The following is a 12,949-nucleotide window of genomic DNA, read 5'->3' on the forward strand; positions in this document are numbered from 1 at the left end:
GGTCCGGGCGCCTTGTTCGGTCAGGGCAACCTGGGCAACGTAGTGCAGGGCATCTCGCAGTACCTGAGCCAGGGGCTGGCCACGGCTCGCTCGCCCTTCCAGGCGGCGCAGCTGCTGCGCACCGTGGAGGCATTCCTCACGGCGGTCTACCTGATGCAGTTCGGAGGCGGCCAGTCGGGCTACGGCGGAGGCAGCTACGGCGGCGGAAACTACGGCGGAGGCGGCTATGCCGACCCGTACGCCGGCGGCGGAAGCTACGGCGGCGGAAGCGCCTACGGTGGCGGCGGCTACGGCGGCGGCTACGGTGGCGGCTACACCGCCCCGGACACCTACGCACCGGTGCAGGTCAACAAAGGAACCCCGGCGCCAGCGACGGTCACCTACGGCTAACCTTCGTCAGACAGGGAACTGACAGCAGCACGGCCCGCTCGACTTCAACGTTGGGCGGGCCGTGTCTCGTCTCGAGGGCACGCACACGGCAGGAAACCGCCGAAACCAGACGGAACCTCCCACCAACCCTATGCTCCGCGCCGACGGCATCACATCGCACACTCCGCGCGAAAAGGAGAGGCCACACCCGTGAACTGCAGCCACTGCGAGAAACCCGTGCCAGAGGGCAGCGCCTACTGCCCCAGCTGCAACGTCCTGCTGCCCGAGTCGAACCTCCCCGTTGAAGAAGGACCCGCGGCCGAGGTGAACGAGCGCTACCTCCAGCTCAAAGATGCGGGCGAGAAGGTGCTCAGCGGAGAGATCTCGGTAGATGCGTACCGTGACTTCCTCGACCAGATCCTGGCCGTCATCGCAGAGAAGGAATCACAGGTCCGCGACCTCGAGATCCCCCCCGAGGTCTTCGAAGACTTCCGACAGGAGATCGAGGCCGGATTTGCTGGCATCGAAGCGCTCAACCGGGGCGTTGGCGTCATGCGCCAGTACGTCGACGATCCGGACCCGGCCTACATCCACGAGGGTGTCGAGATCGTTCGCAGCGGCAGCGATGCGCTCAACGAGGCCATGCGCATCAACCGCGAGAACCAGCGCAAGCTGAAGGAAGCCTTCCTCAACAGCGACACCACCCTGTAAAGCAAGACTGCGGCCCGCCCCTCAGGCGAGAAGACGAGTACTTCGTCCATGGACTACATCCACGCCAATCCAGACGACATCATCGGCACCATACGAGCGCTGCTCACCGGTGATCGATCGGTCGATGTCCCCTTCGTCCAGCAGCAGAAGGTCAACTACCAGTCTCACCCTGAAGCCGAGCACATCGCCGCCGAGCTCGACGGCATACTCAGCGAGATCAAGGCGCGCGCCGAATACGAGCGCATCATGCATCAGCAGCGCCGTCGATGCGATGCCATGATACGCGAGGCCACCGCGGCCGTGAAGGTCGCAGACCTGGAGCGCGCCGAGAACATCCTCGTCAACCTGGTCAACCATGACACCGCGACGTCTGACCGAAACATCGCCTGGTACGACTTTCAAGACCCCATCGAGCGGCTCTACGTAGAGGCCCTGGGTCTCGAGAAGCGAGAGATACGCGATGCCGTCATGCCTCTCGTGGGCGGCTACCAGCTGCTGTGCGCCGTGCTGCTGCAGGCCGACCGCCCACACGAGGCGCTCAACGCCATCGACGCCGCCATCGCCCTCAACAAGGTCGCCATCATGCCACGGCTGGAGCGCAGCTACTGCCTGCAGCGCCTCGGACGCATCGAAGAGCTCAAGCGCAATCTCAGCGATGCCTTCCCGCTCTGCTACACGCAGGTGCACTTCGGCCAGTGGTACCGGTCGCTCGCGCCCTGGTACTTCCACACGCAGGACTTCGTCGGCTTCGGTGTCTGCCTGCTGCTGTCGCTGGCCTGCGTGGAAGACGAGAGCGTGCGCACCATGCTGGCCGCGGCCGAGCAGCTCGCCGAGATCGCCTATGACGACACGTTTGCCGCGAACGTCTCCGCCGAGGCTCGGGCCCGTGAGATACCGCTGAACCCCGCCCCTATCTGGCACGACCTGGCCATGCGCCTCGCGCGCCAGACCCTCGAAGATGAGTCGTACGAGCGCGCGCTCCGCTATCTCACCATTGCCTACGACCTCAATCGCAGCGACGAGCTGCTGGCCCAGATCGAACGGCTGCGCGCCCACATGGCCACGCTCACGAAGACGCAGACCTGAATCACGAAGAGGGCCGTGGGGTGAGCTCGACGGCGATCTCTCCCGCCACATCCATGCCCTCGACGCGCGTCGCCCAGGCGCACGCCACCACATCAACGCCGCTGCTGACCGCCCGCCGAAGGGCTGCCCCGTATGCCGGGTCGATGGCGTCGGCTGGACGCATCACCCGACAGCGCGGATCATTCACCACATAGAGCTGAACGGCGCGCGCGCCGCTTGCCGCAACGTTCACAAGCGCGTCGAGATGGCGGGTTCCACGTGCGGTCACGGCGTCCGGGAAGAGCGCCACGTCGCCATCGAAGAGCGTGACGTTCTTGACCTCGACGTAGCACATCGAAGATGCTGATTCAAGATCGCCGTCGCAGCGATGCAGCAGCAGATCGAAGCGGCTGCTACCCCAGACCGCCTCTCGGCGGGCTACGCGCCAGCCCTTGAACGCATCGATGCGCTGCTGCTCGATGGCCTCGTGCACGAGCGCATTCGGACGCAACGTGTTGACGTTGAGCCAGCACTCGCGGGCATAGACGAGCTCGAGGGTGTAGGCCAGCTTGCGGTCCGGATTCGACGCGCGCGACAACACGACCGGAAGGCCCGGATCAGCGCACCCCTGCATGCGCCCGGTGTTCGGACAGTGCGCGATGACACTGGTGGAATCGCTCAAGCGCACCTCCGCAAAGAACCGCTTGTAGCGACGCACGAGCGTGCCGTGGACCGGCGTGAACCCGAATTCCATGCCCTCCCCTACTCCGCCTGGTTTTCCTGTCCCTCCCGCGGGAATGGGTTCTGAGCCATGCTCATACCGCGCGACCTTCCCTTCCCCTTGCGCGCCCGTGCGTTTCAGGCCGCAACACGCATCATCGCGACCGTTCTCCGCACAGCCATCACGCACTACTTCGAGGTGCGTGCCGCGGGTCTGGGCAACCTGCCGCAGCGCGGACCCGCCATCGTTGCAGGCAACCACCCGAGCCTGCTCGACGGTCTCCTGCTCTACCTGCTCTCCCCCGTTCGCCTGCGATTCATGGCACATCGCGAGCTGTTCCGGCACCCCTGCATCGGCTGGCTCATGCGAGGTCTCGGCTTCATCAACGCCGGGAACCGCAGCCAGGCGCTGCGCGACGCGGAACAGGCATTGCGGGCGGGAGAGGTCATGGTCGTGTTCCCAGAGGGCGCGGCCTACGACCGCGGTCGCATGGAACAGCTGTACCCCGGGGTGGGTGTGCTCGCCATCCGCACGGCGGCCACCATAGTTCCGCTTGGAATCGCGGGCGCCGCGGAGGCGTTCCCCCTGGGCGCCTGGGTCCCTCGACCCGCCGCCATCGCCCTGCGCATAGGTCGCCCCGTCTGCTACGCCACCGCTCCCCTCGCGCCCGGCGCGCACGTTCCCGAAAGGGAGCTGACGGCCGCACTCATCGATCTGCGCCGACGCATCGTGGCGCTGCGCGAGGAGGCGACCCGCGAGCTCGACATCCCCAGACCGATCAAGCTGATGCGCCGCCTCGAGATCATCGCCTGCGGGCTGGTGCTCATCCCGCTCGTGGTGGGGCTCACCGTGACAGCGCATGAGCTGCAGCCCCCTCGTCCATGAGCAAATTCGACATCTTTGCGCCTTTGAACCGATGAGTCGCCGCCGTTCGCCCACCGTGGGACTCGTGATGGCCGCAGGCGGCGCGCGCGCCGCCTACCAGGCCGGGGTGCTCAGCCGGATCGGCGAGCTCCCGGCCGTGCGCGACAGGCCATGTCCCTTTCGCGTCATCGAAGGCATCTCGGCAGGCGCGGTGAATGCGGCCGCCATCGTCGACGGGGCCGAGAACCTCACCGCCGCGAGCAGACGACTCGCCGATCTCTGGAGCGGGCTGTCGATGTCAGACGTGGTGCGCACCGACCTGCCATGCCTTGCGGGCAACGCGATGCGCTGGCTCTTCGATCTCGCCTTCGGTGGCCTGGTGGGCGCTGGGCACGCCCGCAGCCTGCTCGATCCGGCGCCGCTGCGACAGCTGCTCGCGCGACGGCTCGACTTTGCGCGCATCCATCGACAGGTGCGAGAGCGACGCGTGCACGCCCTCGCACTCACCGCAACCGACTACACTTCCGGACGCACGTTCATCTTCGTCGAAGGGGGGCACGAAGTGGCTCTCTGGCGAGGGGCACGCAGGCGAGCGGTGTCGACGCAGATCACCCTCGATCACGTGCTCGCCTCCGCGGCCATCCCGCTGGTTTTCCCGCCCGTGCGCCTCACGCTTCCGGACGGGCCATCGTGGTTCGGGGACGGTTGCCTGCGCATGCCCGCGCCTGCCGGCCCTGCCATCCGGCTGGGGGCAGATCGCCTGCTGGCCATCGGCCTGAGGCACCATCCTCAGGTCGGAGAGAGCACCGACGCGCCGCTGACCGCCGGCCCCTGCGCGCAACAAGAGCCGCCGCCACTGTCACAGATCCTGGGGGTCTCGCTCTCCGCGCTCTTCGTCGACCAGCTCGACGCCGACACCGAACACCTCGAGCGCATCAATCGCAACGTGCAACGCGATGTGCTCGTCGCGCGCGACGGTGACGACGACCTGCGTCGGGTCGACGCCCTCTTCATCACCCCATCGGTCGACCTCTCCGCCATCGCCAAGACCCACTTCCACCACATCCCGCCCCAGATCCGATATCTTCTGGGCGGGCTGGGCGTGCGCACCAACGCAAACGCCGACCTGCTGAGCCATCTGATGTTCGAGGCCGCGTACACCCGTGAGCTGGTCGCGGCAGGGCGACGTGACGCAGACGCCCGCATCGACGAGATCGAGGCGCTGCTGACAGGCGTGCGATGAGGCTCAGATCTCGACGCCGATGTACTTGCTCTCGAGAAACTCGTGGATGCCATCGAAGCCGCCCTCGCGTCCGAGCCCCGATTCCTTGACCCCCCCGAAGGGAGCCGCAGGGTCGGAGATGACGCCGCGGTTCACGGCTACCATCCCGGATTCGAGCGCCTCGGCCACCCGCAGCGTCCGGCGCAGGTCGCCCCCGTAGACGTAGCTGATGAGACCGTAGGCGGTGTCGTTGGCCAGCGCGACGGCCTCCTCATCGCTCTCGACCGTGACGATGGGGGCGACCGGCCCGAAGATCTCGTGGGTGAGCAGCGGGTTGCCGCTGTCGACCCGCATCACGGTTGCGGGATAGAAGGCGCCCGGCCCTTGGGGAACCTCGCCTCCCGTGACCACCGTGCCACCGTGCTCGATGCCCAGTCTCACCAGCGAAGCGATCTTGTCGCGCTCCTTCACCGAGACGCTGGCCCCGAGCTGACAGCCGGCACCGACGCCAGGCCCCATGACGAGGGCCTCGAACGCTGTCGCGAGCTTCGCCGTGAAGGCCTCGACCGCAGCGCGTGCCACATAGAAGCGATTGGCGGCGGTGCAGGCAGCGCCTCCGTTGCGCATCTTCGCGATCATGGCCCCCTGCACCGCGGCATCGACGTCAGCATCGTCGAGAACCACGAACGGCGCGTTGCCTCCCAGCTCCATCGACGTGCGCAGCACGCGGTCGGCGCACGCCTTCAGGAGGCCTTTGCCCACCTCGGTCGACCCGGTGAACGAGACATTGCGAACGCGCGGGTCGGCGAGCAGACGGGCGATGCTGGGGCCGGTGGGCACGGGCAGGATGCAGTTCACCACACCCTTGGGGCAGCCTGCCCGGTGCAGGATGTCGGCCACGGCGAGCGCCGTGAGCGGCGTCTCGCTGGCCGGCTTGAGCACGGTGGTGCAGCCGGCAGCCAGTGCCGGTCCGAGCTTGCGGGTGGCCATGGCGGCCGGGAAGTTCCACGGCGTGATGAGCAGTGAGACGCCCACGGGCTGACGGGTGACGATGATGCGCTTGTCGCCTGCGGGCGCATGCCGGTAGTCGCCCGCGATGCGCACCGCCTCTTCGGAGAACCAGCGAAAGAACTCGGCTGCATAGATCACCTCGGTGCGGGCGTCTGACAGCACCTTGCCGTTCTCGAGCGTGATGAGCCGGGCCAGTGCATCAGCCTCTGCCACCATGAGCTCGTAGGCCTTTCGCAGGGTCTCGGCGCGCGCTCGCCCCGGCGTGCGCGCCCAAGGTCCGGCGGCGCGCGCCGCGGCGTCGACGGCGGCGTCGCATTCGCCAGTACCGGCCGCCGAGACCCGAGCCAGCACGTCACCCGTGGCGGGGTCGACCACCGGGACACGCGCCTCGGTGTCGAGCCACTCTCCGTCGATGTAGAGGCCGGTACGCATGGTCATTTTCTGTTCCTCCATTGCATGATTCGGTGAGATCGGTTCACAGACCAGCGCGCGTCAGCAACCCGCGCCCTTCAGCCACCGCGTCTGGCGCTCACGATGACGCCGCGGCGACCTTGGCGGCCTCGCCTGGCTCGAGGGTGCCCGCGAAGTTCTCGAGCGCACCGCGCGTACCGCGCGCCAGGCGCAGGTGGGGCTGCACCCGCGCCACCTTCTCGAGCGCCTCGTCGACGGTGGCGGCCTGTCGGCTGCGCAGCAGCCAGGCTGCCGCGACGCATGCGCTGCGCCCCAGTCCCAGCGAGCAGTGCACGTACACCGGTCGCGGCGCCTGCGCGATGAATTCGGTAGCGTCGCGCAGCTGGTCGGGCGAGGGGCTCGTGAGATCGAGAACGGGAATGTTCAGGTAGTGCCGAGCCCGCCAGGCCTCATGCTCAACATACTCGGCCGTGAGGTCGAGCACCGCCGCCATCTCGTCTCCTCGCCACGAAGGGCTCCAGCGGCGCCCGATGGACACGCCATCGTGTAACGACACCGACGCGGGCAGGCTGCGCTCGAACCAGCGGAACGAGAGCTCGGCCAGCCAGCGATAGGGGGCGAGCAGGGCCAGCGAGCTGCGCGGAAACGTGCCGTGGCTCTTGTCGAGCAGCGCCGGCCCGCCCCCCGCGTAGGCCGCCGCCACGATGAGCAGCGCCGCCACGGGCCACAGCAGCAGCGCGCCGGCCGGCCACCCCACGACCGCGACGAACAGCAGCACCAGGGCCACCGCGCCGTAGCGACGGGCGAGGCGCAGGTCGGCATTGATGCCCCTGGCCGTATCGACCTCCGGGCGAGGCGGCGCATCGAACGGGTACAGATGCAGACAGAAGAGCCCCAGTATCTGGCCCGTGATCACGTCGATGAGATAGTGCTGCCAGCAGAGCAGCGTCGAGATGCCGATGAGCGCGAACCACCCGCCGATGGCGGCGCGAGGAGCGCCGCGCAGCGGGCTCACGTAGACCGGCCAGAGGATCGTGCGCAGCGCGATGTGCAGCGACGGCGCGCAGTTGTAGAAGTTGTGGAAGTTGTTCAGGGCGCCGAACAGCGCCCCCAGCGGACCCGTGACCTCGGGTCGCGGCCAGGCCATCGTGAGCGGGAAGGTGAGGAAGAAGAACCCCGCGATGGCGATGGCCGTGATGATCCGGCGCACGTGCTGGCGCAGCTCGTCACGGCTGCCGAGAAAGAACGGCGCAGCTGCGAAGAACAGGTCGAGCGACCAGTACGGCACGATGAGCGCCGGAACGAACGGCCAGTAGCGCTCGAACCAGAAGTAGCAGCTGCCCACGTGGGGGCGCAGCGAGGCCAGGTAGTTGCAGCCGTTGTAGACGAAGACGAAGGTGGCGCAGGTGAGCGCCGAAGCCCCCGCCCTCGCCCAGAAGCCGGGCGCGCTCACCTGCGCCGCGCCAGCGACACGGTGAAGATGGCGTCGTCGTCGGCCAGCTGGGCGACCTTGTCGAACCCGGCGTCACGCACGAGCTCGTCCATCTCGGCCTGACTGCGACAGCGCATGATCCACGGTCGGCCATCACCGTGGGTGAGCGTCTCTGCGATGAGCTCGATCTGCGGATGCCACGGCTGGTTGGTGTAGACCAGGTAGCCGCCTGGCTCGATGGCGCGGGCCGCGCCACCCAGGGCGATGCGCACGGGGTCGTTGTCGGGGAACAGCTCGAGCAGACCGGAGATGATGCCGACCTGCCAGCCCTCCCCCAGCGTGGCCAGCGATTCAGCGTCAAACGCATCACCCTGCTCGAACGCGATCCGCGTGACGCCGAGAGCCGCTGCGCGCTGACGCCCTTCAGCCAGCGCGCCGACGTCAAAGTCTCGCACACGCACCTGAAGCGATGGAGCAGCCTGGGCCAGATCGATGAGGTAGTGCCCAGGCCCGCCCGCAAGATCGAAGACGCGCACCGCGTCGCGCGGGCCGACGAGCGTGACGGCGCGTCGCACGAGCTCTTGCAGCTGCGCGCGACGCACCCGGATGTGCGCCCAGCCGGGAGAGTCGAGATAGGTGCGGTCGATGACCTTCCCCAACGGGGTGATGCCCTTTGCTTCGTCTCTGTAGACGTAGGCCAGTGTGCGTCCCGAGCTGAAGCCGCTCTCGAGCCCCAGGCGGATGCCTTCGCTCAAGCGCCCCACCGTGGCCATGGCAAACCGCATGGCGCGATACATGAAACGTCGCGGGCTGAGCCACGGCAGGCCGGCCTTGTGCCATTCGTACCGCTCGCGGCTCGCGCCGCGAACGTGCGCGTCGAGCAGGTGCCGGCGGTCGACTTGATGGGCGAAACATGTGTTGATGAAGTGCGAGATGTCGTCGTGCACGGTCGCGCGACCCTGCTCGTACAGCAGCCCGTGATAGGCGTCGCGATACACCCGAACCGAGCGGAGCGGGTGAGGCAGCTTGCGATACAGGCGGCGCATGGGCAGGTTCTTGACGACCCAGTCGGCACGGGCGCTCATCACCATGGTCGGCGGCTCGATGTCCGCCGCGAGGCGCACCAGACGCTCGGCGCTCTCATAGAGACCGAGCAGCACGTTGACGGCGATGCGCTTCGTGATGCGCGGGTCGGTGTCGTAGGCGCGGGCCTCGGCGGCGTCGTGGGTGAGCACCCTTCCGGTGACATAGCTGTCGATGCAGGGCTGCGGTCGACCGAGACGCTCTGAGAGCCGCTGCAGCACGGTCAGGCCCTGACGTGCGAAAGGCACGAAGAGCTTGACGTGAAGTGCCGGCGTCACCAGCACCAGAGCGCGCAGGCGGGGCGCGTAGTCGAGTGCCCAGCGCCCCACCACGACAGCCCCCACGCTGTGGGCCACCACGGCGGTGCTCTCCTCATCGAGGCCGTGCTCCGCCTTCAAGAAGGTGAAGAAGGCATCGACGTCACGCACCAGATCGCTGAAGTGACGGGCATGGCCTCGGGGGCCCGGGCTCTCGCCGTGGCCGCGAGCGTCCCAGGCGTAGAAGGCAGTGCCTGCAGGCTGGGTCTGCGCCAGTCGCTCGACCAGCTCGCTCAGACGCGCACCGTACTCGTGGCCTCGATGGAAGAGAACCACGCTGCGCGTGACCCCGACATCGGGCAGCCAGGCCCGATAGACGAGATGCGCGCCGTCAAAGCTGGGGAAGGTGTTCTTCTCAACCTGCATTCGAGGTTCTTTCTCGGGGCGGCGACGACTCGCCTGCCGAACCCGTGAGGCGCGAGGAATGCCTCTCAGGCGACGCGAACACCCGCCCATGCACATGCACGTCGACCCCCAGATCGGCTGGCTCATGCGCGGCGTCACCGGCCTGCTCGTCACCGCGTCGGCCGTTACCGCCGTCTTGAAGCGGCGACAGGGCGAGCAGCGCAGCGAGGTGATCGCAAACCTCGAAGCGCGGGTACGTGCGTGGTGGGTGATGGTGGGGGTGGTGGGCCTGGCCCTCGCGGTAGGCCCGATGGGTTCGGTGCTGCTGTTCGCCGCCGTCTCCGTGATGGCGCTGCGCGAGTTCATCCCCCTTGTGCTGGGCGGCCGGGCCGACCGTGTGACCATGCTCTGGATCTACGCGGTGTTCACTCCGCTGCAGTACGTGCTCGTGGCCACGCAGTGGTACGGGTTCTTTGTCGTGGCCATCCCGGTCTACGCCTTCGTCCTGCTCCCCGCACACACCGCCCTCCGCGGCAGGGGAGAGGCGTTTCTCGAGCGCACCGCCGAAGCGCAGTGGGCCCTGGTGGTGTGCGTGTACTGCGTGAGCCACATCCCCGCGCTGCTCATGCTCGACATCAATGGCTATGCCGGACAGAACGCGAAGCTGCTGCTCTACCTGCTCATCGTGGCGCAGCTGAGCGATGTGCTGCAGTACGTTTGGGGAAAGCTCATCGGCCGGCACAAGGTGGCCCCCGTCATCAGCCCGAACAAGACCGTCGAGGGGCTGTGGGGCGGCATGCTCTCCGCCACCGCCGTGGGCGCGGCCCTGTGGCGCTTCACGCCCTTCACGCTGGGGCAGGCGGCGGGCCTGTCGTTCCTCATCACGGTGAGCGGATTCCTGGGAGGGCTCGTGATGTCGGCCATCAAGCGAGATCGGGGCGTGAAGGACTACGGCCAGCTCATCGAGGGTCACGGCGGCGTGATGGACCGCATCGACTCGCTCTGCTTCGCCGCCCCCATCTTCTTCCACGTCGTCCGGTATCTGTTCGCGTAACGCCATGCCGAGCGTCTACGACCTGAAGCCGGCCTTCCAGAACCTGCTGCGCCCCCTGGTGCGAGGGCTTGCCCAGAGCGGCGTCACCGCAAACCAGGTCACCGTAGCGGCCGTCGTTCTCTCGGGCATTGGGGGCGCGTGCATCGCGGTCGCCCCCCAGGCGAGCTGGCCCTTGCTGATGCTGCCGGCGGTGCTGCTGGCGCGCATGGCGCTCAACGCCATCGACGGCATGCTGGCGCGCGAGCACGGCATGCAATCGCGCCTCGGCGCCGTGCTCAACGAGATGGGGGACGTGGTGGCCGACACGATGCTGTACCTCCCCCTCGCCCTGGTGCCAGGGTTCTGCCCGTGGCTCGTGGTGCTCATGAACATCCTCGCGGTGATGAGCGAGATGATGGGCGTGGTCGCCGTGCAGATCGGAGCCAGCCGACGGTATGACGGCCCCATGGGCAAGAGCGACCGCGCCTTCTGGCTGTCGGTTGCCGCCCTCCTGCGAGGTCTCGGCGTGCCGCCCATCCTATGGCTGTTCGTGCTCCAGGCCGCGATGTGCGTGCTGCTGGTGAAGACCATCACGAACCGCGCCCGAGGCGCACTGGCCCAACGAGGCCATCATCCCTGACGAAGCCCTGATGGAGGGAGGTCGACGCGCCTCCTGACGCTTGGCATCCCCGCGTCTGCCGACCTGCTCCGCAGGGAAGACCGCGGGCGGACGGGTAGTTCTTCCTGCATCCCCTCGACGATGCGGAAAGAAGAGCCCCCGTGAACCGATGCCCGTTCAGTGATGGTGACGACAGCCCAGCCGCAGCCCCCGGCGCGCGGCAGACCGATTCGACAGGCCGCTCGCTCTCTCGCCGCGCCTTCCTCACGGGAGGGCTCGCCGCACTGGGCGCCCTCACCGCCGTGGCCGCGGGGGCGTCGCCACTCGGCACCCTCGTGGCGCACGCGGTGGAGACGACACCCTGGGTCGAACGCCCCTTCGTGGGCGACAGCTGGGAGCAGTGCCACGCCCTTCGCGACGGACAGGCATTCCCCCAGGGAGGGCGTCCCGAGGAGGTTGACGTCGTGGTCATCGGCGGCGGCATCAGCGGCCTCATCGCCGCCTACGAGCTCGCCCGCGAGCACGCGGTGCTGGTGCTCGAGAAGGAGCCCACGCCAGGAGGCAACTCGAGGCTCGGCACCTGGGGCGGGCTGCGCTACCCCATGGGGGCGCTCTACATCACGAAGCCCAACGCCGAAGAAGCCGCCTTCTTCAAAGACATCGGACTCGAAGCGAACCCCATCCCGGGCTCAGCCGACGCCCTGTACGACCGCGGGCAGTTCGTGCCCCACCTGTTCGGAGAAGGGGTCGACCACCTCCCCTACTCGGCCGAGGTGCGCCGCGCCTACAAGCGCGCGTGGAAGCACTTCGCCGCCATCAACGACTCCGACGACTATCCGGACCTGCCGCTGACGAGATCGACCCGCAAGGCGCGCGCGCTCGACACGATGACCTTCGCTGCGTACTGCCGCACCCATCGCATCGCGCCCGAACCCACGGCCCTCCTCGACCAGTACGTGCGGTCGTGCTGGGGGGTGGGCGCCGAGAAGGTGTCGGCCTTCGCCGCAATCAACTTCCTGGCCAGCGAGTTCGACTCGCTCACCGCGTTCCCCGGCGGCAACGGCGCCATCAGCGCACGGGTGGTGTCGCTGCTCGGCAACCGTGTGCGCACGCGCTGCTTCGTCGACCGCGTCACGCAAGACGATGGGGGCGTGACCGTCGACTACGTGCGAGACGGTCAGCCGTTCCGCGCTCGCGCACGCCAGGCCATCATGGCCACCCCGAAGCACATCACGCGGCGCATGCTGGCCGACATGCCCGACCCGATCTCGACTGCGATGGCGCGAGCACGATATGGATCCTACCTCGTGGGCGCCGTCTTCCTGCGCGAACCCCTGGCAGACAAGGCCTTCGACCTCTGGGTGCGCAACCGCTGGTACAGCGACCTCTGCCTGGCCGACTGGGTCTCGAGCGGGGGGCATCCGGCAGCCCACCGCAAGACCGTCATGGTGGCCTCCATCCCCATGGGAGAGAGCGAGGGGCGAGCCGCGCTGCTCACCACTTCGCACGAGACCTTCTCGAAGCAGCTCGTGAGCGAGCTCGAGAAAGATTTCCCAGGCTGTGCGGGCAAGATCGAGGGGATTCAGTTCGCGCGCTGGGGCCACCCCATGGCTGTTCCCTACCCAGGATGGGTCACCCAGGTGGCACCCGAGTTCCAGAAGCCGTTCAGACGCATCTGGTTCGCAAACGCCGACACCCTTGGTCTGGCCTGCTTCGAGTCCGCGTTCGCGGCCGCGCGCGCGGCCG

Annotated in this window: 12 protein-coding genes; 8 read left to right on the plus strand and 4 right to left on the minus strand. The window is 67.9% G+C overall.

Annotation, left to right across the window (positions count from 1 at the left end; translation table 11 throughout):
* From EB084_09515 to EB084_09525, 3 genes are all read left to right on the plus strand, one after another.
* Positions 1-390 (plus strand): hypothetical protein (locus EB084_09515; GenBank protein NDD28486.1); only part of this gene is annotated, 390 nt, incomplete at its 5' end.
* 189 nt (positions 391-579) lie between these two features.
* On the plus strand, positions 580-1,080 hold the full coding sequence (locus EB084_09520) for a zinc ribbon domain-containing protein (GenBank protein ID NDD28487.1): 501 nt from the start codon (positions 580-582) through the stop codon (positions 1,078-1,080).
* Between the two features lie 48 nt (positions 1,081-1,128).
* Positions 1,129-2,166: a hypothetical protein gene (locus tag EB084_09525; protein ID NDD28488.1), complete on the plus strand. Its 1,038-nt coding sequence runs from the start codon at positions 1,129-1,131 to the stop codon at positions 2,164-2,166.
* A 1-nt stretch (position 2,167) separates the two neighbouring features.
* On the opposite strand, the gene sfsA is transcribed toward EB084_09525, so the two are convergent.
* On the minus strand, positions 2,168-2,899 hold the full coding sequence (sfsA, locus tag EB084_09530) for a DNA/RNA nuclease SfsA (GenBank protein ID NDD28489.1): 732 nt from the start codon (positions 2,897-2,899) through the stop codon (positions 2,168-2,170).
* A gap of 57 nt (positions 2,900-2,956) precedes the next feature.
* Between sfsA and EB084_09535 the strand changes: the two genes are divergently transcribed.
* Both EB084_09535 and EB084_09540 read left to right on the plus strand, forming a co-directional pair.
* Entirely contained in the window at positions 2,957-3,751 is a 795-nt protein-coding gene (locus tag EB084_09535; protein NDD28490.1) for a 1-acyl-sn-glycerol-3-phosphate acyltransferase, read from the plus strand.
* A gap of 31 nt (positions 3,752-3,782) precedes the next feature.
* Positions 3,783-4,973 carry a patatin gene (locus EB084_09540; GenBank protein ID NDD28491.1) on the plus strand — a complete coding sequence of 397 codons (1,191 nt, stop codon included), beginning with the start codon at positions 3,783-3,785 and terminating at the stop codon, positions 4,971-4,973.
* A 3-nt stretch (positions 4,974-4,976) separates the two neighbouring features.
* Here EB084_09540 and EB084_09545 read toward each other — a convergent pair whose 3' ends face one another.
* The 3 genes from EB084_09545 to EB084_09555 all read right to left on the minus strand — a co-directional run bounded on the left by EB084_09545 (position 4,977) and on the right by EB084_09555 (position 9,917).
* On the minus strand, positions 4,977-6,395 hold the full coding sequence (locus EB084_09545) for an NAD-dependent succinate-semialdehyde dehydrogenase (GenBank protein ID NDD28492.1): 1,419 nt from the start codon (positions 6,393-6,395) through the stop codon (positions 4,977-4,979).
* A gap of 97 nt (positions 6,396-6,492) precedes the next feature.
* A complete protein-coding gene (locus EB084_09550) occupies positions 6,493-7,827 on the minus strand; it encodes a serine/threonine protein phosphatase (protein ID NDD28493.1) in 1,335 nt (444 codons plus the stop codon).
* Positions 7,824-9,917, minus strand: a complete 2,094-nt coding sequence (locus tag EB084_09555) for an alpha/beta fold hydrolase (protein NDD28494.1) — start codon at positions 9,915-9,917, stop codon at positions 7,824-7,826. The genes EB084_09550 and EB084_09555 overlap by 4 nt, the downstream gene beginning before the upstream one ends.
* On the opposite strand from EB084_09555, the gene EB084_09560 reads away from it, so the two are divergent.
* From EB084_09560 to EB084_09570, 3 genes are all read left to right on the plus strand, one after another.
* Complete coding sequence (locus EB084_09560; GenBank protein NDD28495.1) at positions 9,667-10,605, plus strand: phosphatidate cytidylyltransferase; 939 nt, start codon at positions 9,667-9,669, stop codon at positions 10,603-10,605. The genes EB084_09555 and EB084_09560 overlap by 251 nt on opposite strands.
* Positions 10,606-10,609: 4 nt before the next feature.
* On the plus strand, positions 10,610-11,224 hold the full coding sequence (locus EB084_09565; GenBank protein NDD28496.1) for a CDP-alcohol phosphatidyltransferase family protein: 615 nt from the start codon (positions 10,610-10,612) through the stop codon (positions 11,222-11,224).
* A gap of 140 nt (positions 11,225-11,364) precedes the next feature.
* Positions 11,365-12,949, plus strand: a 1,585-nt coding sequence (locus EB084_09570) for an FAD-dependent oxidoreductase (protein NDD28497.1), incomplete at its 3' end; no start/stop codon positions are given.

The sequence above is a fragment of the Pseudomonadota bacterium genome, from assembly GCA_010028905.1.
Taxonomy (GTDB): Bacteria; Vulcanimicrobiota; Xenobia; order RGZZ01; family RGZZ01; genus RGZZ01.